This is a genomic window from Agrobacterium sp. S7/73 (genome assembly GCF_019355535.1).
GTDB lineage: Bacteria > Pseudomonadota > Alphaproteobacteria > Rhizobiales > Rhizobiaceae > Agrobacterium > Agrobacterium tumefaciens.
This window is the reverse complement of the sequence record NZ_CP072137.1, coordinates 1820618-1845395: the sequence shown is the minus strand read 5'-3', so window position 1 is coordinate 1845395 and position 24778 is coordinate 1820618. Positions and strand designations below refer to the sequence as shown.

The 24778-nt window shown below is 59.7% G+C and carries 24 protein-coding genes; 11 read left to right on the top strand and 13 right to left on the bottom strand.

Annotation, left to right across the window (positions count from 1 at the left end):
- The first annotated feature begins 55 nt into the window (after positions 1 to 55).
- Positions 56 to 949: an AraC family transcriptional regulator gene (locus J5276_RS23350; protein ID WP_013761096.1), complete on the top strand. Its 894-nt coding sequence runs from the start codon at positions 56 to 58 to the stop codon at positions 947 to 949.
- 73 nt (positions 950 to 1022) lie between these two features.
- Entirely contained in the window at positions 1023 to 1490 is a 468-nt protein-coding gene (locus J5276_RS23345) for a hypothetical protein (protein ID WP_035200397.1), read from the top strand.
- Between the two features lie 12 nt (positions 1491 to 1502).
- Here J5276_RS23345 and J5276_RS23340 read toward each other — a convergent pair whose 3' ends face one another.
- From J5276_RS23340 to J5276_RS23330, 3 genes are read right to left on the bottom strand one after another with little or no spacing between them, the layout of a single operon-like run.
- Positions 1503 to 2414, bottom strand: a complete 912-nt coding sequence (locus J5276_RS23340; RefSeq protein WP_174012425.1) for a DMT family transporter — start codon at positions 2412 to 2414, stop codon at positions 1503 to 1505.
- A complete protein-coding gene (locus J5276_RS23335) occupies positions 2411 to 4813 on the bottom strand; it encodes a PIG-L family deacetylase (RefSeq protein WP_209159665.1) in 2403 nt (800 codons plus the stop codon). Before J5276_RS23335 ends, J5276_RS23340 begins: the two co-directional genes overlap by 4 nt.
- A 19-nt stretch (positions 4814 to 4832) precedes the next feature.
- Positions 4833 to 6059 carry an ROK family transcriptional regulator gene (locus tag J5276_RS23330; protein ID WP_097171122.1) on the bottom strand — a complete coding sequence of 409 codons (1227 nt, stop codon included), beginning with the start codon at positions 6057 to 6059 and terminating at the stop codon, positions 4833 to 4835.
- 244 nt (positions 6060 to 6303) lie between these two features.
- Between J5276_RS23330 and J5276_RS23325 the strand changes: the two genes are divergently transcribed.
- From J5276_RS23325 to J5276_RS23300, 6 genes are read left to right on the top strand one after another with little or no spacing between them, the layout of a single operon-like run.
- Positions 6304 to 7569, top strand: coding sequence for an extracellular solute-binding protein (locus tag J5276_RS23325; RefSeq protein WP_019566690.1), 1266 nt, complete (start codon positions 6304 to 6306; stop codon positions 7567 to 7569).
- Between the two features lie 16 nt (positions 7570 to 7585).
- Positions 7586 to 8527 carry a carbohydrate ABC transporter permease gene (locus tag J5276_RS23320; RefSeq protein ID WP_004431252.1) on the top strand — a complete coding sequence of 314 codons (942 nt, stop codon included), beginning with the start codon at positions 7586 to 7588 and terminating at the stop codon, positions 8525 to 8527.
- Positions 8524 to 9366: a carbohydrate ABC transporter permease gene (locus J5276_RS23315; protein ID WP_004431250.1), complete on the top strand. Its 843-nt coding sequence runs from the start codon at positions 8524 to 8526 to the stop codon at positions 9364 to 9366. Before J5276_RS23320 ends, J5276_RS23315 begins: the two co-directional genes overlap by 4 nt.
- Positions 9367 to 9370: 4 nt before the next feature.
- Entirely contained in the window at positions 9371 to 10885 is a 1515-nt protein-coding gene (argH, locus tag J5276_RS23310; RefSeq protein WP_174012421.1) for an argininosuccinate lyase, read from the top strand.
- Positions 10885 to 11925, top strand: a complete 1041-nt coding sequence (locus J5276_RS23305; RefSeq protein ID WP_004431247.1) for an ABC transporter ATP-binding protein — start codon at positions 10885 to 10887, stop codon at positions 11923 to 11925. Before argH ends, J5276_RS23305 begins: the two co-directional genes overlap by 1 nt.
- Positions 11922 to 12821 (top strand): carbohydrate kinase family protein, encoded by a 900-nt coding sequence (locus tag J5276_RS23300; RefSeq protein WP_174012419.1) that lies wholly within the window; start codon positions 11922 to 11924, stop codon positions 12819 to 12821. Before J5276_RS23305 ends, J5276_RS23300 begins: the two co-directional genes overlap by 4 nt.
- 12 nt (positions 12822 to 12833) lie before the next feature.
- Here J5276_RS23300 and betC read toward each other — a convergent pair whose 3' ends face one another.
- Together betC and choX are read right to left on the bottom strand one after the other, a co-directional pair.
- Positions 12834 to 14348 (bottom strand): choline-sulfatase, encoded by a 1515-nt coding sequence (gene betC / locus J5276_RS23295; protein WP_174012417.1) that lies wholly within the window; start codon positions 14346 to 14348, stop codon positions 12834 to 12836.
- 14 nt (positions 14349 to 14362) lie between these two features.
- Entirely contained in the window at positions 14363 to 15316 is a 954-nt protein-coding gene (gene choX / locus J5276_RS23290; protein ID WP_174012415.1) for a choline ABC transporter substrate-binding protein, read from the bottom strand.
- A 94-nt stretch (positions 15317 to 15410) separates the two neighbouring features.
- On the opposite strand from choX, the gene J5276_RS23285 reads away from it, so the two are divergent.
- Positions 15411 to 16307, top strand: a complete 897-nt coding sequence (locus tag J5276_RS23285; RefSeq protein ID WP_004431240.1) for a LysR family transcriptional regulator — start codon at positions 15411 to 15413, stop codon at positions 16305 to 16307.
- A gap of 30 nt (positions 16308 to 16337) precedes the next feature.
- Here the strand turns inward: J5276_RS23285 and J5276_RS23280 are convergent, their stop codons facing one another.
- Positions 16338 to 17789, bottom strand: coding sequence for an aldehyde dehydrogenase (locus tag J5276_RS23280; protein ID WP_111827906.1), 1452 nt, complete (start codon positions 17787 to 17789; stop codon positions 16338 to 16340).
- Between the two features lie 16 nt (positions 17790 to 17805).
- On the bottom strand, positions 17806 to 18003 hold the full coding sequence (locus J5276_RS23275) for a hypothetical protein (RefSeq protein ID WP_041694585.1): 198 nt from the start codon (positions 18001 to 18003) through the stop codon (positions 17806 to 17808).
- Positions 18004 to 18135: 132 nt separating this feature from the next.
- On the opposite strand from J5276_RS23275, the gene J5276_RS23270 reads away from it, so the two are divergent.
- A complete protein-coding gene (locus J5276_RS23270; protein WP_174012414.1) occupies positions 18136 to 19011 on the top strand; it encodes a helix-turn-helix transcriptional regulator in 876 nt (291 codons plus the stop codon).
- 87 nt (positions 19012 to 19098) lie between these two features.
- Here J5276_RS23270 and J5276_RS23265 read toward each other — a convergent pair whose 3' ends face one another.
- Entirely contained in the window at positions 19099 to 19842 is a 744-nt protein-coding gene (locus J5276_RS23265; RefSeq protein ID WP_174012412.1) for an SDR family NAD(P)-dependent oxidoreductase, read from the bottom strand.
- Between the two features lie 26 nt (positions 19843 to 19868).
- Positions 19869 to 20258 carry a DoxX family protein gene (locus tag J5276_RS23260; RefSeq protein WP_174012410.1) on the bottom strand — a complete coding sequence of 130 codons (390 nt, stop codon included), beginning with the start codon at positions 20256 to 20258 and terminating at the stop codon, positions 19869 to 19871.
- 153 nt (positions 20259 to 20411) lie between these two features.
- Between J5276_RS23260 and J5276_RS23255 the strand changes: the two genes are divergently transcribed.
- Complete coding sequence (locus tag J5276_RS23255) at positions 20412 to 20795, top strand: helix-turn-helix domain-containing protein (RefSeq protein WP_035200376.1); 384 nt, start codon at positions 20412 to 20414, stop codon at positions 20793 to 20795.
- A gap of 5 nt (positions 20796 to 20800) precedes the next feature.
- Here the strand turns inward: J5276_RS23255 and J5276_RS23250 are convergent, their stop codons facing one another.
- The 4 genes from J5276_RS23250 to J5276_RS23235 are packed head-to-tail and all read right to left on the bottom strand — an operon-like array spanning position 20801 to position 24697.
- A complete protein-coding gene (locus J5276_RS23250; protein WP_174012408.1) occupies positions 20801 to 21613 on the bottom strand; it encodes an ABC transporter ATP-binding protein in 813 nt (270 codons plus the stop codon).
- Positions 21610 to 22644, bottom strand: a complete 1035-nt coding sequence (locus J5276_RS23245) for an iron chelate uptake ABC transporter family permease subunit (RefSeq protein ID WP_174012406.1) — start codon at positions 22642 to 22644, stop codon at positions 21610 to 21612. Before J5276_RS23245 ends, J5276_RS23250 begins: the two co-directional genes overlap by 4 nt.
- A gap of 2 nt (positions 22645 to 22646) precedes the next feature.
- Positions 22647 to 23690, bottom strand: coding sequence for an iron ABC transporter permease (locus tag J5276_RS23240; RefSeq protein WP_174012403.1), 1044 nt, complete (start codon positions 23688 to 23690; stop codon positions 22647 to 22649).
- Positions 23687 to 24697, bottom strand: a complete 1011-nt coding sequence (locus tag J5276_RS23235) for an iron-siderophore ABC transporter substrate-binding protein (RefSeq protein WP_174012401.1) — start codon at positions 24695 to 24697, stop codon at positions 23687 to 23689. Before J5276_RS23235 ends, J5276_RS23240 begins: the two co-directional genes overlap by 4 nt.
- Positions 24698 to 24778 lie beyond the last annotated feature (81 nt).

The window sequence follows — 24778 nt, the reverse complement described above, 5'->3', positions numbered from 1 at the left end:
CGGTTCGGGATTATGCGTATAATGACGAGCGGAACCAGAGAAGGATTATGCTTTCATGGGTAATTTTGTGCTGCGCGATTTGATCGATCAGGGGCCGGGGATGCGGACCGTCTCGCTGCCCCGCGGCCGCCAGACCCTGCACACAATGCCCACCAGCAGCGGCTATGAAATCCGCAGCAGTGGCAATTATGACTGGGACGGACGAAAGCGCGGACAGACACCATTCACTGTGCTGCAATATTGCATTGGCGGACAGGGAAACCTTCGTTACGAGAACCGTCATTACGTGGTGAAGCCGGGCGAAACCCTCCTGTTGCTCATCCCGCACAATCATCGCTACTGGCTGGAAGCGGGAAAGCAATGGGAGTTCTTCTGGATCTCCATGAATGGCGAAGAGGCCTTGCGCATTCACCGCAATATTCTTGCCGTCACCGGGCCGATCCTCAAGCTGCAACAGGAAACCGTCGATCATCTCGCCCATTGTTGCTCGCGCCTCGTCAACGGCGCGGAAACACCAGGGGCGGCCTCCGCCGTCGCCTATGAAGCGGCGATGACGCTTTATGACGACGTGTTCGGCTCGCATCCCTCCTTTGGCGGTGAATATCGCACCATGCAGCAGGTGCTGAGCTATATAGACGGGCATCTCGGAGAGCGTCTTTCCGTCAGCGATCTTGCCGCCGTCGCCGGCCTCAGCCGTGCGCATTTTTCCCGCATCTTCACGGCAAGCGAAGGCCTGCCACCGGCCGAATTTGTATTGCAGCGACGGTTGAGGCGGGCAGCCAAGCTTCTCACCACAGCCGAAAACATCCCCATCAAGGAGGTATCCGTGCTATGCGGCTTCGAAGACCCGAACTATTTCTCGAAGGTCTTCCGCAGGCTATATGGCATCAATCCAAGCGAATTCCGCACCACCGGCATGTATGCGAGCGTTCAGCAGAGCAGATCGTAAAAAACAACTTCGTTTTGCCACGTTTCAGGCGATTAAGAATTGGCCATACAGCCCCTTTTGGAGACCGAATGAGGTGAACAACAAAATCAGGAAGATCCTCATCTTTCCGCTTCGGGCAATCATCGTGTTTGCCCTGATCCTCGACGGCATTTTTCGCCCGCTCTATCGGCCGATCATCAAGGCGATATCCAGACTGACATTCATCAGGAAACTGGAAAGCCGGATTGGCGGATTACCGCGTCTTGCCATTCTTCTTTTGCTGGCGGTGCCATTTGCCATCGCCGAACCGATGAAAATCATCGGCCTGCTCCTCATCGCGCACGGCACCGTCAAAACGGGAATTGCGCTGACGATCCTCGCTCACCTCGCCACATTCCTGATTGTCGAGCGCATTTACCACGCCGGTCGGGAGAAGCTCCTCACCTACGCCTGGTTCGCATGGATCATGCGATATGTGCGGTTTGCCCGTTCGTTTTACGATCGCTTCAAGCGCGCGACACTGGGCTGGATCCGGCTGAGCGTTCTGGCGCGTCAAAGATAAAAGCGGCACCTTTCACCGCCGGCCGCGCAACTTCTTCAAAAGATATTCCGCAAAGGCGGTTGCCTGCAAGGAGACGAGAATGATGGCAATGCCAAGAATAGCACGGGCTTCGGGCACCTCGTCAAACAGGAAGTATCCCACAGCGGTCACGAACAATATCGACAGATATCCGACGGGCGCCAGAACACTGGCGTCAGCGATGCGATAGGCCCGCAGGAAGCAATATTGCCCCATTTGCGCAAGCAGGCCGATGGCGAGCAGCGCCACCCAGTCGAGCGGCATGACCGGTTTCCACGTCCAGATCGCCGGAACGGCGGTAATGACGGCAAGACCCACAGTGTAGAACACCATCATGACAGTGGTGTTTTCCTGCCGCAGCGCCCGGGTCTGGATCACCGCAAGCGCGCCGAACACGACGGAGACGAGGACGACGAGCACGCCTGCGTTAATCTCCGCGCCGCCCGGCCCGATGACAACAAGGACGCCAACAAATGCGAGGCAAGCGCCGACCCAGCGATATCGGCTTACCTTTTCACCGAGAAAGACAACCGCCATGGCCATCGTCACCAGCGGGCGTGAGAAGCCGACAGCATTGACGGTGGCGAGCGGCAAGAGGGTGATGGCGACGAAGTTGCTGGTGAGTGCAATGGCGTTGCAGCAGATTCGGAAAAGGTTGCGCCAGGGATATTTGACGCGCGCCATTTCCCCCCGGTGTCGCCAGATAAGCGGCAGGATGAAGATCAGGCCGATCATCGCTCTTATGAAGACGAGCTGGAATGCCGGATAGGTCACACCCTGCGCCTTGACGAGGGCTGTCATTCCGCCCGAAACGAGGGACATATCCATGAGCAGCCAGCCGATGCCCGCGCGAGCATCGTTTTCGCGCGGGTTTTCCTGTTTTTCACTCTGGTCCTGGCCATTCACGCGGGTTGCACAAGGTTTGCCATGAGGCGGAATGCCCCCGGCACCAGCTTGTCCATCTGGTGGTGCAGCACGAGGCTTGTATGCGTATGCCGGCCCCTGCCAATGGCCGCCGAGACCAGCGCCCCTTTCAGAGGCTGTTCATCGACATCGTGCATGGCGAGCAGGGGTTCATAAGCATCATCCCAGCGCGCAGCGAAATAGAGCCCGCGCTCCTTGTCCCAGCCCGTCCAGTCGGCAGCACCGATCGTATTGGGCCCGACAAGCAATGGATGATCGGGCAATAGCACCGTCACCTCCGCATTTGGGTCCGTCACCCGCCAACGCAGGGAAGGCTTACCGATCTCAAGTCGCCTGACGGGCGTCGTCTCGGGATTCCATCCGTCGGTTGGACGGTGATAGAGCGTGACAAGATGGCCGCCTTCTTCGACGAAGCGGTGAAGCCTTTCGGTTGCCGCAGCCAGATCCTTGCGAATGCCGAAGGCGAAGATGCCCACAACAATCGTCGTGAAGGACGAGAGATCACCGCCAAGCGCCTGCGCATCGAGTTCGGTGACATCAAGACCCATGCGCGAAAGCCACGACCCGACCCGGTCGGCACCGCCGCCGACATAACCGACGCGCGCCCCCTGGGGCAGCTTGAGATCTAGAGAGAGGATTTTCAGAGTGGAGGGTGCCAGAAACCGCGCCCGGCCTATATGCGGATATGCGATGGGCGTGATCTGGAAGGCAGGTTGTGAACCGACAAGCGCTTCGATCTGGGCAAGGCCAACCGCTGCCTCACCGGTACGCTCGGCAATCCAGTCATTGCCGGTCTTGCGCAGGTTCCAGCCACCCGTACTCCTGAAAGACAGCGGTGCATCGGCACCCTTTATGTGTGCCTGAAAAACATGGGAATCCTGCCCCTGTCCAAGTGGAACCAGAAGCGCATCGGGCGAAATCGTCAGCGACTGCGCCGGCGTCACGAAAAACGGCTCCTCCAGATCGAAGTTGGCTGAAACCTCCCTGCCTCCAATCCTTACGGACAGGCGCACCGAGGCATGACCATTGCCGCCTGAGGCTTTCCAGTCGGGCTGGTAAAGCCCGGAAACGGCCGCGTCCTGATCGGCGGCAAGTGAGAAGACCATTGTCTGGCCACGCGACTGAACCGAAGACGATACGCCAGCCGGAAGGACCGGGGTAACCTCGACGTCAAATTCAGCCGCCTTTCCCGCGAGTTCCACATAGAGAGATGACGTCCCGCCCGGAACGATCTCGGCCGGCTCGGCATAGGCTCGCTCGAAAAGATCGAGTGCCGTCAGGATAGCGGCATCGACCTGCGCCCGTTTGCGCGCGATCCGGTGCCCATGCAACTCCCTGAAGTCCGGCGCTGCGGCCTCGTCGACCTCTTGCAAAAGGGTTGCCGCCGTCAGAAGTGAGGCCGTGATCCGCTGCGTGTCGGGAAAGGTATCGATTGCGTCAGTGATTGCCTGTTCGGCTGCAACCAGCGCCTTTGCCAAATCGGCGGTAAGACCCGGAAAAGCCGAGAGATCAGCCAGCGACGACGGCAGGCTGTCGAGGATCGAGCTTTCCTCACCGCCCGCGACGTTGGAGAGCTCGAGATGCAGTGGCCATGCTTCCTGCGCCCGCTTCGGCCAATGCCCCATTCCCTGTGAGGCATGATAGTAACGCGACCATTCGCCGATGCGGTCATATTGCGCGCCGGTTGCCCGCTCCTTGCCCACCGCGTTGACTGTCAGCGTCGTTTCCGGCGGAGGCACCTCGTCATCATAGGTGTCACCACCACCAGACCATGCAGGAAGATAATATTTGGCCACCTTCCACGGCTTCAGCCCCTCGGAGAAATGCTCGGGATAGGCGGCAGGATCAGCCGCCAGCGCGATTGCGCTTTTCGCCGCGCGCGTCATGGCGCGGTGGTGCCCGTGTTGTCCCGGCACATCGAGAAATGTCGGAATGACGATATCGGGCCGTTCCTTGCGATAGGCGCGCACCAGCCGCTCGACGATGCGCTGCTGCCCCCATCGACCGAAGGTCTGGTCGCCATCCTTGGAGAAGCCGAAGTCGTGGATGATATCCGCCGGGCCATGGCCGAGCCAGCTTATGTCCGCATCGATGATGCGGGCCGCCTCCTCCAGCTCCCGCGACCGGATGACACCAAGCGCGCCCAGCCGCTCCGGCCCAAGCGCATTCTGCCCGCCTTCACCGCGCGTCGAGCAGGCGATGATGATCCGCATGCCCAGTTCCATCCGGAAATAGGCAAGAAGACCGTTCTGCTCGTCGTCCGGATGTGCACCGGTGTGCATGACGGTGACAGTGGATTTCAGTGCGCTCAGTTTACGGTGCAGGCGCACGAGCCATGGATCGGCCATCTGCCGTTCGATGCGCTCCCGGGGGTTAAGCATGGGCGGTCTCCTCCAATATTCAGCCGGGCACCTGCGCTGCGGCGCCCAGGGACGTCTCAAGTTTTGGTGTGACAATGTCGAACAGCGGCAAGGCGGCAGCACCAAGCGCCGCCGTCAACTGTCCGGACTTGCCGTGGATGACGCGCGGCAACTCTCTTTGCCGCCGGCTTGCAACCGAAGTCGGCAGATGCCCCATCCGCGCAATCATCTCGCTGATGATGATTTCAGGCAGCGCACCGCCGAGAATGACCGTCTGCGGATCGAGAATGTTCTCGAGCATCGCCACCATCGGCGCCAGATGGACGGCCGCCTCGTCGATCCATTCCATCACGACCGGATTGCCCGCGCTGAACAGGGCTTCAAGATCATCAAGCTCCGTGTCCGCAACACCGGCGCAGACGAGCTTTTCCTTGAGCACATAGACGGAAGCATAGGCCTCCAGGCAACCTCTTTGCCCGCAAGACGGGCAAGGCCTTCCCTTGGGCGAGACGGTCACATGGCCGATTTCGCCGGCGTTGCCGAAAGCGCCGCGATAGGGCGAACCATCCTGGATGATGCCGAGACCAATGCCGACGCCGAAATAGATCATGCAGAAATTCGGGATAGCCAGCCCTGCGCCGAACAGGCGCTCGCCGACGGCAGCGGCCGTCGCATCATTTTCCACCACGACCTGTTGGCCGCAGGCATCGCTCAGCATCTGGCGGGCATCGATACCCACCCAGCCGGAAAGCGTCGTCGGACCGACCGAGGTCATGCCGTCAATCTCGAAAGGCCCGGGCATGACGACGCCGGTGCCAAGCAGCCTGCACCCGACATTCTTCGCAACCGCTGCATGTTCCGCCGCAAAGGTTTTGAGTATGGCGTCCGGCGTGGTGTCCTTGAGCGGGGTAACGCGCTGCGTGCGCAACACGCCGGCCAGATCAAGACCGACGGTGACCATATGGTCTGCGGCAATCTCAACCCCGATCGTTGCGCCACCATCCGGGTTGACGGCAAATTGTATCGGCGGCTGGCCCCTGCCGGTGCGCCGGCGACCAAGCTCTTTCAGGAGCCCCTCGCCCACCAGCTCATCGACGATATTAGCAACCGCCTGGGGTGTGAGATGCGTGATCTTGGCTAACTGGGCGCGACCGAGCGAGCCGTGCCGCCTGACGATGTCGAGGACGACTCGCCTGTTGTGTTCGCGGCTGCGCTCAGGATTTTTTCCGATTGCTACGGGATAGGTATCCACCGTGTGCACCGTCATCTCTTCAACTTCCCGTCCGTTAGAAAATTCATAGCGTCGAAGTGAGGATAAGCGCAATATAATAATTCAAGTAAATTATGTTATTGACAAATGCTCGCCTTCAGAGAACCGTAGAGAGCGACCGGGGGTCAGAATTGCAAGGGGCGGAACGCGTAAAATCCCGCTGCCGGCAAATCGATGAGCGCGCGCGAAAGCGCGGATAAAGGGAACGATCACTCCGCATCCGGAAGACCGGGCGGAGAAAATGGAGGCTTACATGCGCAGGGCAACTTTGTTCGCCGGCTTGGTCGCCGGTTTCAGCACATTTGCATTCAACGCCGCGCAGGCGGTTGAAATCGAATATTGGCAATATGTCTTCGACACACGCGTCAAAGCGATGGACGAGCTTATCGCCGAGTTTCAGAAGGCTAATCCGGATATCACCGTCAAACAGGTGACCTTCCCTTATGCCGACTACCAGACGCGAGTGATTGCCGCCAACATGTCCGGTAAAGGCCCTGACGTGATGCAGCTCTTCTACGGCTGGCTCGACAAGTTTGCAGCCGGCGGTATCTTGCAGCCGCTGCCGACAGACGCTTTCCCGCATGACAAGATCGAAAGCGAATTTTTCCCCATCGTCGGCGCCATGAAGCGAGGCGACGATTATTACGGCCTGCCGACGGCGGTTCGCTCGCTCGCACTTTTCTACAACAAGAAGCTCTTCACGGAAGCCGGTCTCGACGCCGCGAATCCGCCGAAGACGCTGGACGAATTTGTTGCCGCGGCGGAAAAGATCGCCAAGCACGATGCCGCCGGAAACCTGACCGTTGCAGGCTCCACGCTCGATATGGGCGGTCAGGACCACCAATGGTGGCGCGAAGTTCTTATCCGCCAATATGGCGGCGAGCCCTACACCGACAACGACCAGAAAGTCACCTATGACAGCGAGGCGGGCATCCAGGCGCTGAAGTTCTATACGAGCCTGCAGCTTGAAAAGAAGATCGGTCAGGTGGGCTTCATGGACGAAGGCCAGGCTGCCTTCCGTGCGGGCAAGGCAGGCATGACCATCGACGGCACGTTCAGGCTTGGATCTTTCAGAACCATCAAGGACTTTGAGTGGGGCGTGACCGAGCTTCCCACCAACGACAAGAATATCCGCTCCAACTATGCCAGCTATTTCGCCAATGGCATCAGCGCCAAGACAACCGGTGAAGAACTGGAAGCGTCGAAGAAATTCCTCGCTTACATCTCCTCACCGGAAGCCATGGCGATCTGGCTGAAGACGGTTGGCGAGTTGCCGGCGCGGCGATCTGCGGCGTTGACCGAGGAGAACCTGAAAGACCCGATCTATGCACCGTTCCTGAAGGGTCTCGAATACGCCCATACGACACGGTTCATGGATGAGGCAGCCCAGCGGCAGAACGCCATCGACATGACGAACCGGATTTTGCTCGAGGGTCAATCCGTCGAGGAGTCCATCAAGCAGGCCGCCAGCGCCGAGCAGGAAATCATCGACGCGGCCAAACCGTAAAACCGCAGGTCCAATCATGACAGCGATCGATCAACAGGGGGCGGCATCCGGCCGTCCCGGCGGCTCCTTCGGGGATCGCTTTTCCATGCGCACGAAGCGGCTTGTGTGGATCTGGAGCTTTCTTGCTATCCCGATCCTGTTTTACAGCATCATCCGTTTTTACCCGACGTTGCAGGCCTTCTGGTTGTCCTTCACCAACTGGGACCTGCTGCGCCCGGCAAAGTTCATCGGCGTTGCCAATTACGTCAAGCTGTTCAAGGATCCGCAATTCTGGAAGGTTTTCAAGAACACCTTCACCTATCTCATCGTCGGCACGCCCATCAGTCTGGTTCTGGCTTTCGTCATCGCCTTTTATCTGGATCGGGTGCGCATCCTGCACGGTTTCATCCGCGCGCTTTATTTCCTGCCCTATCTGACGACGGCAGCAGCAATGGCATGGGTCTGGCGCTGGTTCTATCAGCCGCCGCCGATCGGCATCATCAACGACGTGCTTGGCATGATCGGAATTCCCCAGCAGCCGTTCATCCGTTCCACCGATCAGGCGCTTTATTCGGTCATGGTGACGTCCATCTGGGCGGGGCTTGGTTTCCAGATCATTATCTTCATGGCGGGCCTGCGCTCCATTCCGACGACATTTTATGAGGCCGCGCGCATCGACGGACTTGGCGAATGGGCGATCCTTCGAAAGATCACGCTGCCGCTCCTGAAACCAACCACCGTTTTCCTGGTCGTCTTCTCCTCAATCGGGTTCCTGCGCATTTTCGATCAGGTCTACAACATGACCACCAACGATCCGGGTGGACCGCTCGGCTCAACCAAACCGCTGGTGCTGATGATCTACCAGACCGCGTTCAATTCTTATGCGATGGGTTATGCCGCTGCGCAGACGGTTGTCCTGTTCACCATTCTTCTTGTCGTGTCGCTGGTCCAGCTCTGGGTTCTGAGGGAAAAGAAATGAGCGAAGCGTTGCCACTCTCCCACGCCCGCGTCCGCCCCGGCCGCATCCTTGCCTGGACGCTGCTGTTCATCGGCGGCCTGATCATGATTTCGCCGCTGCTCTTCATGTTTTCGACCTCGTTCAAGACCGCGGATCAGGTCTATGATCTCAGGCTCATTCCCGCAGCACCGACGCTTGCGAATTACATGACTGTCATGGCCGACGGCCGTTTTCTCCGCTGGTTCTTCAACTCGATGTTCGTTGCGGTTATCGTCACCATCTCCAACTGCTTCTTCGACAGTCTGGTCGGTTATACGCTGGCCAAATTCGAGTTTCGCGGTCGCTACTTCATCTTCCTCGCGATCCTTTCCACGCTGATGATCCCGACCGAAATGCTTGTTATCCCCTGGTATCTGATGTCCAGCCAGCTTGGCTGGCTCGACAGCTACTGGGGCATCATGTTCCCGGGAATGATGACGGCCTTCGGCACCTTCCTGATGAAGCAGTTCTTTGAGACGGTTCCGAATGACTTCCTGGAGGCAGCGCGTGTCGACGGGCTGAACGAATTCCAGATCTGGTGGAAGGTAGCCCTGCCGCTGGTGACGCCTGCCCTTTCGGCGCTTGCAATCTTCACCTTCCTCGGCAACTGGACAGCATTCTTCTGGCCCCTGATCGTGACTACCAGCAAGGAGCTGTACACGCTGCCCGTCGGCCTATCGAGCTTTGCGGTGGAACAACAGATCCAGTGGGAAATGATCATGACCGGCGCTGCCATTGCGACCATCCCAACCCTTATCGTCTTCATCGTCCTGCAACGCTACATCGTTCGCGGTGTGATGCTGGCAGGCCTGAAAGGATAACATCATGGCCGATATGAACCCGCGCCTGTCGGATACCAGCAAGTTTCCCGACCCAGTTTACAAGGAAACCGTGCTGCGTCCGCTTTTCGATGGCGCCAAGAACCACCATGTCGACGGTTTCCGCCGCATCGACCGCGCCCATCTGGTCATGCTGCGCGAGACCGACATTCTCGATGCGGACACGGCAGCAAAAATCGCCGGAGCGCTTGATGACATCGACAGGACCATCAATCCGTCGGAGCTGGTGTATACCGGCGAGGTCGAGGATTTCTTCTTCCTGATCGAAAAGGAGCTGAAAGCCCGCATCGGTGTCGATGTGGCAGGCCGCCTGCACACGGCACGCTCGCGCAACGACATAGATCACACGCTTTTCAAAATCGGCCTGAAAGACAAGATCGACACGCTCACTGCCAAGGCGCGGCTTCTGCTGGCCGCCCTGATCGACGCCGCCGAGCGCAATGTAAAGACGTTGATCGTCGCCTATACGCACGGACAACCGGCCCAGCCCACCACCTTCGGCCACTATCTTTCCGCCGCCATCGAAGTGCTGATCCGGGATATTGACCGCTTCACTGAGGCCCGGCGCATCGTCGATCTCTCACCCATGGGCGCTGCGGCCATCACCACGTCCGGCTTTCCCATCGACCGGGCACGTGTCGCCGAACTTCTCGGCTTTGCGGCACCCTTGCGCAATTCCTATTCCTGCATCGCCGCCGTCGACTATACGACAGCGACCTATGGCGCCATCGAATTGATGTTTCTACATCTCGGCAGGCTCATTCAGGACTTCCAGTTCTGGACGAGTTTCGAAGTCGGGCAGATCTACGTACCGAATTCGCTGGTGCAGATTTCGTCGATCATGCCGCAGAAACGAAACCCGGTCCCGATCGAACATCTGCGCCACCTTGCAAGCCAGACATTCGGGCGGGCAAGGACCATGCTCGACGTGATGCACAACACGCCCTTCACCGACATGAACGACAGCGAGGGCGAAACCCAGGGCATGGGTTACGAAGCCTTCGCCTCTGCCGGCCGGGTGCTCGATCTCCTTGCCAGCCTCGTCGGCAAGATCAGTATCGATCCGGAAAGGGTCGACCAGAATATTCGCCGTTCCTGCATCACCATCACGGAACTGGCAGATTCTCTTGTCCGCATCGAAGACCTGTCATTCCGCCAGGCCCATGAAATTGCCGCAACCGTCGCCAAAAGCGTTGTAGCGCTGAAGGGTGACCTGCCGAACGACGGTTACCAGCCGTTCCGCAGGGCGTTCGAGGAACTGGCAGGACGCGAGACCAGTGTCGATGAGGAAAAGTTCAGGCAGATCGTCTCGCCTGAGCACTTTGTCGCCGTGCGCAGCCGCTTCGGCGGCCCTGCCCCGGAGCCGATGCGCGAGGCAATTGCGGCCTATCGCAACAAACTTGCTGCGTTTGAAGCAGAAGCACAGCGATCCACCGACTACGAAGCGGCAAAAGCCGCTGAGCTTGCAGAGAAATTTACCGCCCTGACGGGAGCGCGATAATGGCGACAATCGAACTCAATCAACTCGTAAAGCGCTACGGCAAGGTGGAGGCAGTCAAAGGCATCGACCTTGCCATTGAAGACGGCGAATTCGTCGTATTCGTCGGCCCTTCCGGCTGCGGCAAATCCACGACACTCAGAATGATCGCGGGTCTGGAAGAGATTTCGGGCGGAACGCTGAAAATTGCCGGAAACGTCGTCAACGAGAAAGAACCGAAACAGCGCAACATCGCCATGGTCTTCCAGAACTATGCGATCTACCCGCATATGACGGTTCGCCAGAACATCGGCTTCGGGCTCTATACCTCAAAGCTCGACAAGGCGGAAAAGAACCGGCGTATCGAAGAGGCCGGTCGGGTGCTCGGACTTGAGGCATTGCTCGACCGTCGGCCCGCGGCTTTGTCGGGCGGGCAGAGGCAGCGCGTCGCCATCGGCCGCGCCATGGTGCGCGATCCCTCAGCCTTCCTTTTCGATGAGCCGCTGTCCAATCTCGATGCGCAATTAAGATCGCAGATGCGCATTGAAATCAAGCGCTTGCACCAACGTCTTAAGACAACCACCGTCTACGTCACTCACGATCAGGTGGAAGCCATGACCATGGCCGATCGGATTGTCGTGATGAAAGACGGCCATATCCTGCAGGTCGGTACGCCCTCGGAACTTTACGAGACGCCGGTGGACGTCTTCACTGCGCGTTTCATCGGCAGCCCGTCGATGAACCTGCTGCGGGGCAAAAGAACGACGAATAGCGTTACACAGTCTGCCGATGGCGATCTGCTGATTGGCATTCGCCCCCATGATCTGCTGGTTGGAGAAGGCGAGACAACTCAAGGGTCCTTCTCGCTGGAGGGAACAGTGACAGCCGTGGAGCCGCTCGGCCCGGAAACGCTGGTTCATCTGGACACGCCCACGACCTCGGTCATCGCGACAGCAAGGGGCAAAGCCATTCCCCAAGTGGGTAGCCGCTTGCAATGCGAGGCGCAGGCAGGCGCGCTCTATCTTTTCGATGCCAAGACGGAAAAGCTTCTGGGCCGCGCATGATGACGACAGACACGGAAAAGTCAGCGGTCATCAGTATCGGCCGGATCTATTGCGACCTCATTTTCACCGGGCTTGACGAATTGCCGGTGCTCGGACGGGAGCTGTTTGCCAGCGACATGGAAATCGCCGCCGGTGGCGGGGCTTTCATTGCGGCTGCGCATTTCGCCCATATCGGTCGCACGGCCACGCTGCTAGCAAGGCTCGGCACCGACACCTTCTCACGCGCCATCGGCGAGAAAATGCAGCAAAGCGGTGTAGACCTGCAATTTCTGGAACACTCGGCAGATGCGGGCCCGCAGGTCACCGTCGCGACGGTGGTTGGCCATGACAGGGCGTTTTTGACACGGCGCGCCGGTATCGCCCGGCCATCGACCCTTGATGCCGCATTTTCGTGGAACGGAGCCTGCCATCTGCACATCGCAGAATTCGCCACACTGCACGAAATCCCCGATCTCGTCGCCCGCGCCAGGGACAGCGGACTATCCGTCTCGCTCGATCCCAGTTGGGATGCCTCGCTGATTTATGACAAAGGCTTGCTCAAGGCGTGTGATGGCGTCGACGTGTTTTTGCCCAACCTCGAAGAAGCCGAGGCGATCACAGGCCATTCTGACCCTGAGTCGGCGGCCAGAGCCTTGTCGGGGTCGTTTCCTGTCGTCGCCCTGAAAGGCGGGGCAGAGGGCGCCTGGGTGTCCTCGCAGACAGGCCTGCACCATGCGGCGGCGAAGAAGGTACCCGTCGTCGACACGACAGGCGCGGGTGATGCCTTCAATGCCGGTTTCATCGATGCCTGGCTTCGGCAGGCGGACGAGAAGCAATGCCTTGAGGCAGGCGTCGCGGCGGGTAGCCTTGCCGTGCAGGCCACGGGCGGCGCGCCGAGAACGAACGCCGCCGCATAATCCATGCCAGCGTTATTCCCCGCGTGGAAAACGCTGGTTTTCCTCCAGCACGTTCAAGTCCATGTGGTTGCGCATGTAGCGTTCCGAGGCTTTCTGCAACGGCTGATAATCCCACGGGAAATAGGCGCCGTTTCGCAGCGCCTTGTAGACCACCCAGCGCCGCGCCTGACTTTCCCGTACCGATGCGTCGAAAACGGGCAGCTGCCAGCGTCGGCCGATTTCAGCCGAAAGCGATGACAGCACATCAGCGAATTCAGGATTGCCGGCAAGATTTATCTGCTCTTCAGGATCCGTCTCGAGGTCGTAGAGCAACGGCGGATCCGCTTCGCAGACTGAGAGCTTGTAACGGCCATCCCTGATGGCGACCAGTGGCGCGATCGAACCTTCGGCGGCATATTCCATCGGCACCGGCCCGCGCTCGCCTGTTCCCGCAGCCAACGCCGCAAGGTCTTCGCCATCCGTCCAGCGTTTCAGTGAGGTAATATCGAGGCCTGCCAGACCGCATAGCGTCGGTGTGACATCCAGCGTCGAAACCGGCGCGTCGATAAGCGCCGGTTTCCAGCCGGGTGCTGCGATCATCAAGGGCACGCGGGCCGAACCCTCGAAAAAGCACATCTTGAACCACAGGCCGCGCTCGCCCAGCATGTCGCCATGGTCGGAGAGGAACAGGATGATCGTGTCCTCCTCCATCCGCGTCGCCTTCAATACGTCGAGAATTTCGCCGACCTTCTCATCGATATAGGAGATATTGGCGAAATAACCGCGCCGCGCCCGGCGTATCTCGTCGGGTGAAATATCGAAGGCCTGATGATCACAGGCTTCCAGCAACCGTTTTGAATGCGGATCCTGCTGCTCGAAGGGAAGCGCCCCTATCTGCGGATCGAGTGCCGGGCAATCCTCATAGAGATCCCAGAATTTCCGCCGTGCCACATACGGGTCATGCGGATGGGTGAAGCTGACGGTCAGGCACCATGGGCGGTCATCGAGCCGGCGCGACAGATCGTAGAGCTTGCGGGTTGCGTGATAGGCAACCTCATCGTCATATTCCATCTGATTGGTGATTTCGGCAACGCCCGCGCCGGTGACCGAACCGATATTGTGATACCACCAGTCGATCCGCTCGCCCGGCTTGGTATAATCAGGCGTCCAGCCGAAATCCGCCGGATAAATATCCGTCGTCAGACGCTCTTCGAAGCCGTGCAGCTGGTCCGGTCCGACAAAATGCATTTTTCCGGAAAGGCCGGTGTAATAACCAGCTGCCCGCAGGTGATGCGCATAGGTCGGAATATCCGACGCGAATTCGGCGGCATTATCGTAAACCCGCGTCCGGCTGGGCAATTGACCGGACATGAACGAAGCCCGGGCCGGCGCACAAAGCGGACTTGCCGTATAGGTATTGGCGAAACGGACAGACCGCTCCGCCAACGCTTTCAGATGTGGCGCGTGGAGAAAATCGGCCGGGCCATCGGGAAAAAACGTCCCGTTGAACTGGTCGGCCATTAGGATCAGGATATTGGGACGCGGCATTTCACCCTACAGTCTCAGAGGCCAAGCTTGCCTTTGACGGCATCCGCACCCGGCTTGCCATCCAGCGTGGTAACGCCCTGCAGCCAGCCGTCCAGCGATGTCGGATTGGCCTTCAGCCACGTCGCTGCCGCCGCCTTGGAATCCTCGCCACCGAGAATGGAACCCATCAGGGCATTTTCCATGCCGATATCGAATTTGAGGTTCTTGAAAAGCGTCGCCGCATTCGGGCATTGCTGCGGCCAGCCGGTACGGGCAAGCGTATAGACCTCGGCGCCGCCGAAATTCGGGCCGAAATAGGCGTCACCGCCGGAGAGATAGGCGATATCGATCTTCTCGTTCATCGGGTGCGGCGCCCATGCTAGGAAGACGACCGCCTTTTTGTCTTTTCCGGCCCGTTCCACCTGCGCCAGCATCGCCTGCTCGCCGGATTCGACAAGCTGCCAGCCCCTCAAGCCGAAATCATTGGCATCGATAATCTTCTGAATGTTCTGGTTGGCGGGTGCGCCCGGCTCGATGCCGTAAATCTTGCTTTCAAATTCGTCAGCGTGTTTGGCAAGATCCGAAAAATCCTTCACGCCCTTTTCGGCCATATAGGAAGGCACTGCCAGGGTGAACTTGGCGCCTTCAAGGTTTTTCGTCATCACGTCGGCCGCCTTGGCGGCGTTGAGGTCGTCAACGAAGGATTTCTGGGCGGGCATCCAGTTGCCGAGAAAGACGTCGATCTCACCGTTTTTCATGGCCTGATAGCCGATCGGCACCGACAGCGTCTTGACGTCAGCCTCATACCCCAAAGCATCGAGCAGAACCGAGGCGACGCCATTGGTGGCGGTGATGTCGGTCCAGCCGGGATCGCTGAGGCGAATGGTCTTGCAGGCCGCATCATCGGCGGCATAAAGCGGGGTGGAGAAGGCCGCCACGGACAAAAACAGACTGGCGGCGATGCGGTGAATGCGAGAAACGGTTTTCATTGCGGCTCCCCTTTTATTAGTCCAGTTTATTGAACACCACATTGTTTTTGCCTGTGAAGCGGGTATTTTTCGATGACTGATATAAGGAATTTCTATGACAGAGCGGCCGCTCGATCTTGGATGGATGCGCATTTTTACCGAGGTCGCCCGTCGCGGCAGCCTGACGGCAGCGGCGGCGTCCCTGCGGCTGACCCAGCCAGCCGTCAGCTATCAGATCCGCCGGCTGGAAGACGATCTGGGCGTTGCACTGGTGCGGCGTAAACATCGCGGCATCGAGTTGACGGCCGAGGGGCTAAAGCTGTTCGAGATCGTCTCGCGCAATGTCGATGCCATCGATCTTCTGGCCCAGCAACTTCGCAGAACGGAGGAGCGGCAGACAATCCGCCTGCACACGGACTATGCCTTCTCCTCTCTCTGGCTGATCCCACGCATGCATGGTTTTCGCGCGCTCAATCCTGACATCAACATCCAGATCGTCGCCACGCAGGATCCGCTCGGACAGGGCAAACACGACAGCGACGTGATGATCATCTTCGGCACGCGGCAGGATGCCGGCGACGGCGCGGTGCTGCTGCTTTCGGAGAAGGTCACGCCCGTCTGCTCGCCGGCGCTTTTGGCGGAGCAATCGGCACCCGAAACCGTGGCTGATTTTTCGCGGCTGAAACTCATCCACCTCGAAAATACCTCACAGGCGCACTGGTTCGACTGGGCCTCCTATTTCAAGCATTTCGGCGTGCTGAGAGGCGCGGAAAACGAAAGCGGAGACATCAGCTTCAACAATTACACCATGGTGGTTCAGGCAACGATCGGCGAACAGGGTTTTGCCCTCGGTTGGGCGGGACTGGTCGATCCGCTGGTCGAGGCAGGCGTGCTGGTGACCGCAGGCCCGAGTCTGGATGCGCCGGGTCGCGGCTACTGGTTGCTGAGGCCGAAAAGCAGCGACAGTGCGGTCAGAAAACTCACCGGCTGGCTGATCGACGAGAAGCGTTGACGTGACCAGCCAGCCGGTGATGCTTCCGGCTTAAATCGGGTAATGCAACGGTCCGTCCTGCAGCGTGACCCATCGCAGTTCGGTGAATTCCGCAATGCCCGCCGTGCCGCCGAAACGGCCGTAACCGGAGGCCTTCACCCCACCGAACGGCATCTGCGCCTCGTCGTGAACGGTGGGTCCGTTGATGTGGCAAATGCCGCTTTCGATGCGTCCGGCTACCGCGAGTGCCTTTGCCTGATCCCTGCCGAAAACAGCTGCGGAAAGACCAAACTCGGTTTCGTTGGCGATACTGACTGCCTCATCGACGCTGGCGGCGCGAATGATGGAAACGACCGGGCCGAAGCTTTCTTCGGAATAGAGCCGCATCGCAGAGGTCACGCCATCGACGGCAAGCGCATCCAGCATGGTACCATTACCGCCTCCGCCGGCCACAAGGCGTGCGCCTTTGGCAACGGCGTCATCCACCAGCGCCCGGATGCGGGACGCGGCCTCGGCGCTGACCAAGGAGCCAAGCGGCATCTTTCCCTCGCGAGGGTCTCCAGCCTTCAGGCTCGCCGCTTTTTTGGCAAAGGCCTCGACAAAGGTGTCGGCAACGCTGTCGAGTACGATGATGCGTTCCGTCGACATGCAGATCTGGCCCTGGTTCATGTAAGCGCCAAAGGCGGCCGCAGCCACTGCCGCATCGATATCGGCATCATCAAGCACGATGAAGGGTGCCTTGCCGCCAAGCTCCAGAAGCGCTGGCTTCAGGTAACGGCCCGCCGTTTCCGCAATGACACGACCGACGCGGGTCGAACCGGTGAAATTCACCCTTCTGACAGCCGGATGGGCGATCAGTGTTTCAACGATTTTCGCCGCATCTTCCGGCGCATTGGAGACGGCGTTCAGCACACCTTTCGGCAGACCTGCCGAAGCGACGGCCTCGATAATCAGCGCATGGGTGCGCGGGCAAAGCTCCGAGGTCTTCATCACCACGGTGTTGCCACAGGCAAGTGGCGTGGCGATGGAGCGTACGCCGAGAATGACCGGTGCATTCCATGGCGCGATGGACAGAACGACGCCTGCCGGCTGGCGAAGTGCCATCGCCGTGGTTCCCGGGCGGTTGGAGGGAATGATTTCGCCTTTTATCTGGGTCGTCAGGCTGGCCGCCTCGACCAGCATGTCGCTGGCCAGCATCACGTTGAAACCGGCCCAGGCATCCGTCGCGCCAATCTCCTCTTTCATCGCCAGCGTAATCTGCGGCCCGGCATCGCGGAGCGCCTGCGCCGCGGCAAGAAGCAGACGACGGCGTTCGCCGGGCGGCGTTGCCGACCAGACGGGAAAGGCTGCGGCTGCGGCATCGGCCGCACGTGTGGCATCCTCGGGCGTTGCCGCCGCCGCACTGGTTGCCAGGTCCCCGGTAATCGGATTGTTGCGCTCGAAACGCTTGCCGTTTGCGGCCGGGCAATGGTCGCCACCGATGAAAAGATTGACAGTCTGCATGGTCTTCCTCCTGAATTCAGAAAATGGTGGCGGCGGCACCGCCGAAAAACGCCCGTTGCAAGGTGGGACGGGAGGAAAGGGCTGCTGCCGTCCCCGCCCCTGCGATCCTTCCGGCTTCCAGCAGATAATCGCGATCGACAAGGGCAAAGCTTCCGCGAACACCCTGTTGCGCCAGTGCAAGGCAGGACAGCGTTCTGCGCTTCATACCATTCATGATTTTCCTCCAACGGCGCAGTAGCGGGATTGCCATTCTCCTCAAGGCTTCCCTGCGCTGAAGGAAGTTTAGCAACGACAGGCGCATATAAAATGCACTAATGTAATGCATTATTGTACTTTTGGAGGGTGAATGCCGCATCACGGCCAGATAGCTGCTAACAGGATCGAAACGACGGCGCGCATGCTGACTTCGTCCCTGCGCGTGTCGGAGTTCAAGCTGGAACAGGGCGCAGCCCATCTTGTCATCGTCTCAGCCGGTGAAGCGGAGATCATTCAGTGCGAAAAGACACTTGTGGTTACCGCGCCGGGGCTGGCCTGGCTGCCTGCCTCCGGCCCCGTCGGCCGCCTGCGGCTGAATGCCGGAAGCCGCGGATCACTGCTGAAAACGACCGAAATCGGCCTTGCGCATGCCATGCCAACCGGAACGAGCGCAATCATGGTGCGCAGCACATTGCAGCGCGTTCTGACCCGGACGCTGGCTGAAAAAGACAGCCACGAACTGGAGGGTTATCTCGACACCATCGCGGATGAGAATTTCCGGTCATCGACAGGATCGGATACGATCATCGCCAGCCTGTTATCCGTCACCCTTATCCGCATCTGCCAGCATGCGATGGCCGACGTTGCGGGCGCGGCTTCCACCGCAGGCAGCCTTACCGAGCGGTTTGTTCTACTTGTCAGTCAGCACAAACGCGATCAATGGGGCGTGGAAGACTATGCGGGTCAACTCGGCGTCAACCGTGAACGTCTTGGATTTGTGGTGCGCAAGGCAACGGGGCTTTCACCACAGGCCTATATTCACCGCGAACTGCTTTCCGAAGCGCGTGACCTTCTTCTTAACTCCTCACTGCAAGTCGCTGAAATTGCGTTTCGATTGGGATTTCAGGATCCTGGGTATTTCAACCGCTTCTTCAGCCGCAATGAAGGCACGTCTCCCGGCCGTTTCCGGCGAATGGCGGTGCGCATACAGAACGTAGCACCGCCGTCCTATGCCGCATGGCCTTGAGTTCTGCCCGGCAGGTGCAAATCAGGAGCGGCAGAAGAGACAACGGAGCGAAGTGCCGGCCTGTTTGCCCGGCACTCCAACGGGGCGTTAGCGGGCGCTGTCGATAATCTGGCCGCCGTCGGGGGTCAGGCTCGAGCCTGTAATGAACCTCGAATCGCTGCTTGCGAGGAAGAGAGCCACCGGAGCGATATCCTCTTCAGGGGAACCGTAACGACCAAGGGCATTCGTGGGAGCAGGAGCGTCGACGCCCGCACCCCAGGTGTCGGCAACGGGAAGCAGGTTGTTCACGGTGATATTGTCAGGACCCCATTCGCGCGCAGCAGATCTCGTCAGGGCGCGGACGGCCTCCTTGGCAAGGTTGTAAGGTCCATACGGCGACATGCCGAGAATACCGGCCAGCGACGCGAAATTAATGATCCGGCCCTCGCCACTGGCCTTCAAGTACGGATAACAAGCCTGCATCGTGCGAAGATAAGCGATCGGCCCCATATCGAGGTTTCGTTGCAGTTGCTCGACTGTCAGCTCGAGGATCGGGGAGTGGACGGCAGTCGGGTCGAACGCGACGTTCACGAGAATGTCGACGCCGCCAAATGCCTCCGCTGCCTCAGCCACAGCCCGGGTGATCTGTTGGCCATCGCCAAGATCACAGACGATGCCGAGCGCGGTGCCACCACTGGATTGTATCTGACTGACGACCGCGTTCACATTTGCAGGCGTCAAGGACAATACCACGACCTTGGCGCCCTCCCTTGCAAAGAGTTCTGCCGTCGCACGGCCAATCCCTCTGCCTGCGCCAGCCACGATGGCTACTTTTCCGGTCAGTTTTCCCATTTTGATTTCCTTTCGTGATGAATGCGTCAGAGCTGCCGTGTAAGGGCATAGGGGGATGGGACTTCGCGTGCAGCGTTCTGCATGGCGAAGGAAACGACGAGCAGCCCGAGGCCGATGGCGGCAGGCAGTGCACCGGCAGGTTTGCGGACGCCGATATGTGCAAGGCCGGACAGCAGCAGGTGAAACAGTACCCCCGTATACGCCAGATCGCTGATGGCGACGTTGAACCGCGCAAGGATGGCGATGACGGCGGCGATCTTCACCGCCGTCAGAAGAGGCACAAGGTAGGCAGGGTAACCGAAGCCGGTTATCGTCTCCCTCACCCAGTCGGATTTGACGACGTAGGTGACTGCCGACGCCAGATAGAGCAGGACGAGAAGGGTTGTTGCGACCCAGTAGATATAGAATGAAGACATGGGATATCCATTGCCGCCGAATGTCTTCGGCAGCTTGATTTGTTCAATATTTTCGTTGTTCCGGAACAGCTTGCGGCTCATGATCCGGCGTTCACATGGAAAATGTGCTATTGAATGAATATGTGCAAGTAGGATGAATTTGGCGTGGTAAGTATGGAAAACCAGACTAATGGTGGTGAAACCATTAACATGCACGAGGAAATGCGTCGCGCTTTCGCGCTGCTTTCCGGCAAGTGGAAGCTCGAAATCATGTGGCTTCTCAACCAGCGGATCTATCGTTTCAACGAGCTGCGCAAAGCCATTCCCGGCATCACACAGCACATGTTGACCTCCCAATTGCGTGAGCTCGAGGCAGATGGACTGGTCTCTCGCACCGTCTTTGCAGAGGTTCCGCCACGCGTGGAATATGAAATTACGGCAAAGGCGAAAGGACTTGGCCCGACCATGGAGGCATTGATGGCATGGTGGAACGAGTACGGCGCGAGCGTTCCGGTTAAAACCACCACCCGTGGACGCAGACGGTCACCGCAAAAATAGATGGATTATTGCGGCCGTTGCGCCGCCGTCCTGTGCCGCCCGATCGGCAGCATCATTGGTTTGCCCGACGTCGGGTCTTCGATGACACGGCTTTCTATGCCGAAGACGTGCCGCACGTTTTCTTCCGTCAGGACCTCATCCGGCGTGCCGCAGATATGCAGCTTTCCACCGGTCATGGCGACCAGATGATCAGCGTAGCGCGCCGCGAGATTGAGATCGTGCAGCACCATGACGATGGTGGTCTGACGGGCATGGTTGAGGTCCGTCAGAAGATCCAGCACTTCCACCTGATGGCTGATGTCAAGGAAGGTGGTGGGTTCGTCGAGCAGCAATATCTCGGTCTCCTGGGCAAGCGCCATGGCGATCCATACGCGTTGCCGTTGCCCGCCGGAGAGTTCGTCCACAGGCCGCTCGGCAAGTTCCACCGTATCGGTGGCGACGAGGGCTGCGGCCACGGCCTCATCATCCTGGCGCGACCACCGCGCGAAAAGGCCGTGATGCGGGTGACGGCCGCGGCTGACCAGATCGGCAACGACGATGCCCTCGGGCGCAATCGGTGACTGCGGCAAAAGACCCATCCGTCTTGCAAGTTCGCGCGAGGGAAGACGGTGGATCGACTTTCCGTCGAGCAGGACCTGACCGGCGCGGGGAGAGATAAGCCGCGACATGCTGCGAAGAAGCGTGGACTTGCCGCAGGCATTGGCACCGACGATGACGGTGATCCGTCCGCGCGGAACGACAAGATCCAGCCCTTCGATGATGAGGCTTTCACCGTATCCGGCCGAAAGACGGTTCACGGAAAGGGAGTGGCTGGTCATAACGAGCCTCCGCTGCGGTTTACCCGCACGATAAGGTAGATCAGATAGGGCGCGCCGAGCGCGCCGGTGACGACGCCGACCGGGTAACGGCCCGGCAGCAGGAACTGGCCGCAATAATCGCCCACCAGCACCAAGGCTGCCCCAACGAGCGCAGCCGGAATGAGCAGCGACCCATTGCTGCCAACGATGCGCGCGGCAATCGGCCCGGACAGAAAGGCGACGAAAGCAATCGGCCCCGAAACTGCCGTGGCAAAGGCGATCATGCCGACGGCGGCGATCATCACGATGATGCGCGTTCTCCCCACCTGGACCCCAAGCGCCGCGGCCGTATCATCGCCAAGCCTCAATGCCTCGAGATCGCGCGCTCGACTGAGCATCAGGCCGCCAAAGAGGATGAGCGCAACGAAGAGCGGCAGCGTCTGGGCAAGTTTTGCGCCGTTGACGCTGCCCGTCAGCCAGCGCATCGCCTCCTGCAGCGTCCAGGCCGGTGCAACGGACAAGATATAGGCGATGAAACTTTCGAGCATGGCCGAAACGCCGATGCCGACAAGGATCAGCCGCGTTCCGGCAACCCCGTTGCGGAATGACAGCAGATAGACCAGCAATGCGACGCCAAGCCCGGCGACGACGGCGAAAACCGAAACGAGCGGTCCACTCAGATGCAGGACGACGATGGCAAACACCGCCGCCACGCTTGCGCCGGAACTGATGCCGATAATGTCAGGGCTGGCAAGCGGGTTGCGCAGCATGATCTGGAAGGCGACACCACCCAGCCCGAAGCTCAGTCCCGCGAGAACGGAGAGCAGCGCGCGTGGCAGGCGCAACTGCCCGACCGTGAAAGTGACGCCGGCAATGTCCTCTCCGAGCAGCACCCGCAGGACGTCGCCAGGCGGCGTGAAGGATTGTCCCAGCATCAGCGTCAATGCGAAAACCGCGATCAAAAGAGCTGAAAGGGCTGCAATGACAAGGCGACGCCGGCGCTGGCGGTCGTGACGGTTGGAAAGCAATGTTTCCATGACGGACGTGTGCATGTTCACAGTTCGCGTACCCGCTGACGTCTGACGATCCAGATGAAGAAAGGTGCGCCGACAAGGGCGGTGACGATACCGACATCGAGTTCGGACGGCCGCGCCACGATGCGCCCGACAATATCGGCCGCAAGCAGCAGACAGGCGCCGCCGAGCGTGGAAAACGGCAGAAGCCAGCGATTGTCGACGCCAACGAGCAGGCGGCAGAGATGCGGAACGACCAGCCCAACGAAACCGATTGGCCCGCAGATGCCAGTCGCCGCGCCGCAGAGGAGGATAGCTCCAAAGGATGCGATGGCTCTCGCGACTACGACATTCTCGCCAAGACCGGCAGCCAACTCATCACCAAGCGCCAGAGAATTCAGCTTGCGTGCCGAAAGAAGGCTGATGGCAAAACCGGCGGCGAGAAACGGCAGCACGGTCTCAATCCGGTCAAAGGTCGCACCACCGACACCGCCGATCTGCCAGGAACGGATGCCACCGGCAATATCGCTGCGCGGCAGCACGACGGCAATGACGAGTGAGGAGAAGGCGACAGAGGTGGCGGCACCGGCCAGAGCGAGTTTCAGCGGCGTTGCCCCACCGCGTCCGAGCGAGCCGACGGCATAAACGAAAACCGCAGCTGCACCCGCCCCGACAATCGCCGTGATGATAAAGGCCTGCGCCGAGGCAATGCCGAACCAGACGATGGCGATAACGACGGCAAGTGATGCGCCCATATTGACGCCAAGAATACCGGGATCGGCAAGCGGATTGCGCGTAACGCCCTGCATGATGGCGCCAGCGAGCCCGAGCGCTGCCCCGGACAGCAGGGCAAGCAGCGTTCGCGGCAGGCGAACCGCGACAGCCGCTTCCGCCACCGTCTCGACGCGACCGGCAAGCGCTGCCGTGATGTCAGCGAACGTGACGTCACGGGTGCCAATCGCCACGGAAAGCGCACATAGCAGCACCAGAAGCGCCAGCACGGCGCTGAGCCATGCGGTCCGCATGCGGTTGGAGCGGCCGCTCGGCAGCACGGCCGGACCTTTGGCAGGCCCTTCCATTGTCATTTCGCTTTACCGGAGGACTTATCCGCTGCTTTCGCCAGAAGATCGGCGTAGTCCTTCAAAACCCAGGAAATCGACAGCGGTGTGGGATTGGATGCGGTGCCGAGCGGATCACGCCCCAGCATGACGATGGCGTCATCGGCAACGGCAGGCATGCGGGCAAGCAGCGGATCGGCCCGCATCGCCTTGAGCAATGGCTGGCTGCCATAGGTCACGACGATATCGACATCGTCAAAGGCATCGACGCGCTCGGCGCTGACGCCGGCGGCGAATTGCCCCGGTTTCGTCGCCTCCGCCACGCTCTTCGGCGAGGTCAGTCCAAGATCGGTGAAAAATTTCACCCGGCTGTCATTGGCGGTATAAAAATTGACGACACTGAGATTGGTGGCGTCGAGATGGGTGACGAACATCGCAGACTTGCCTTTCAGCTGCGGATGGCCGGCAACCACCTGCGCGATCTCACCCTCGATGCGTTTGATCAGCGCCTCACCTTCCGCCGCCATGCCAAGCCCGGCACTGTTCAGCCGGATCATCTCGCGCCAGTCGGTTGCCCACGGTGACACGGGATAGGCAACGACCGGTGCGATCTGGCTTAGCGTATCGTAGTCGGACTGGCTGAGGCCGGAATAGGCGGCGAGGATGACATCCGGCTGCGTTGCCGCCACGGCCTCGAAATCGATACCATCACCCTCTTCAAACAGAACAGGCTTTGCAGCACCCAATTCAGAAAGCTGCTTCGCCACCCACGGCAGCAATCCATCACCGTCATCATCGCCGAAATTGGCAGCGGCAAAACCGACGGGCACGATGCCGAGCGCCAGCGGCACCTCGTGGTTTGCCCAGGCGACGGTCGCGACACGCTGAGGTTTCCTCGCAATCGTGGTCGTGCCGAAGGCGTGTTTGATGACGACGGGATAGCGCGTCGCCTCTTCCGCCGAGGCAATGGTCGGCGCGATCATCGACAGGAAGAACACGAATGCCGGCGCGAGGCAGCGAAACAGGAAAAGCATGGGCGAAGCTCTCAACGGTTCAAAAGTGGACTTGAACTCTCAGCTTCACATGCCTCCGTCAACCCCGGTGAGGAAATGCCG

Excerpts from the sequence above, each read along its gene's own strand:
- J5276_RS23350 (WP_013761096.1), top strand. The coding sequence starts at position 56 with ATGGGTAATTTTGTGCTGCGCGATTTGATCGATCAGGGGCCGGGGATG.
- J5276_RS23335 (WP_209159665.1), bottom strand. The coding sequence starts at position 4,813 with ATGCTTAACCCCCGGGAGCGCATCGAACGGCAGATGGCCGATCCATGG.
- J5276_RS23330 (WP_097171122.1), bottom strand. The coding sequence starts at position 6,059 with ATGACGGTGCACACGGTGGATACCTATCCCGTAGCAATCGGAAAAAAT.
- J5276_RS23325 (WP_019566690.1), top strand. The coding sequence starts at position 6,304 with ATGGAGGCTTACATGCGCAGGGCAACTTTGTTCGCCGGCTTGGTCGCC.
- J5276_RS23320 (WP_004431252.1), top strand. The coding sequence starts at position 7,586 with ATGACAGCGATCGATCAACAGGGGGCGGCATCCGGCCGTCCCGGCGGC.
- J5276_RS23315 (WP_004431250.1), top strand. The coding sequence starts at position 8,524 with ATGAGCGAAGCGTTGCCACTCTCCCACGCCCGCGTCCGCCCCGGCCGC.
- argH (WP_174012421.1), top strand. The coding sequence starts at position 9,371 with ATGGCCGATATGAACCCGCGCCTGTCGGATACCAGCAAGTTTCCCGAC.
- J5276_RS23305 (WP_004431247.1), top strand. The coding sequence starts at position 10,885 with ATGGCGACAATCGAACTCAATCAACTCGTAAAGCGCTACGGCAAGGTG.
- J5276_RS23300 (WP_174012419.1), top strand. The coding sequence starts at position 11,922 with ATGATGACGACAGACACGGAAAAGTCAGCGGTCATCAGTATCGGCCGG.
- betC (WP_174012417.1), bottom strand. The coding sequence starts at position 14,348 with ATGCCGCGTCCCAATATCCTGATCCTAATGGCCGACCAGTTCAACGGG.
- choX (WP_174012415.1), bottom strand. The coding sequence starts at position 15,316 with ATGAAAACCGTTTCTCGCATTCACCGCATCGCCGCCAGTCTGTTTTTG.
- J5276_RS23285 (WP_004431240.1), top strand. The coding sequence starts at position 15,411 with ATGACAGAGCGGCCGCTCGATCTTGGATGGATGCGCATTTTTACCGAG.
- J5276_RS23280 (WP_111827906.1), bottom strand. The coding sequence starts at position 17,789 with ATGCAGACTGTCAATCTTTTCATCGGTGGCGACCATTGCCCGGCCGCA.
- J5276_RS23275 (WP_041694585.1), bottom strand. The coding sequence starts at position 18,003 with ATGAATGGTATGAAGCGCAGAACGCTGTCCTGCCTTGCACTGGCGCAA.
- J5276_RS23270 (WP_174012414.1), top strand. The coding sequence starts at position 18,136 with ATGCCGCATCACGGCCAGATAGCTGCTAACAGGATCGAAACGACGGCG.
- J5276_RS23265 (WP_174012412.1), bottom strand. The coding sequence starts at position 19,842 with ATGGGAAAACTGACCGGAAAAGTAGCCATCGTGGCTGGCGCAGGCAGA.
- J5276_RS23260 (WP_174012410.1), bottom strand. The coding sequence starts at position 20,258 with ATGTCTTCATTCTATATCTACTGGGTCGCAACAACCCTTCTCGTCCTG.
- J5276_RS23255 (WP_035200376.1), top strand. The coding sequence starts at position 20,412 with ATGGAAAACCAGACTAATGGTGGTGAAACCATTAACATGCACGAGGAA.
- J5276_RS23250 (WP_174012408.1), bottom strand. The coding sequence starts at position 21,613 with ATGACCAGCCACTCCCTTTCCGTGAACCGTCTTTCGGCCGGATACGGT.
- J5276_RS23245 (WP_174012406.1), bottom strand. The coding sequence starts at position 22,644 with ATGCACACGTCCGTCATGGAAACATTGCTTTCCAACCGTCACGACCGC.
- J5276_RS23240 (WP_174012403.1), bottom strand. The coding sequence starts at position 23,690 with ATGACAATGGAAGGGCCTGCCAAAGGTCCGGCCGTGCTGCCGAGCGGC.
- J5276_RS23235 (WP_174012401.1), bottom strand. The coding sequence starts at position 24,697 with ATGCTTTTCCTGTTTCGCTGCCTCGCGCCGGCATTCGTGTTCTTCCTG.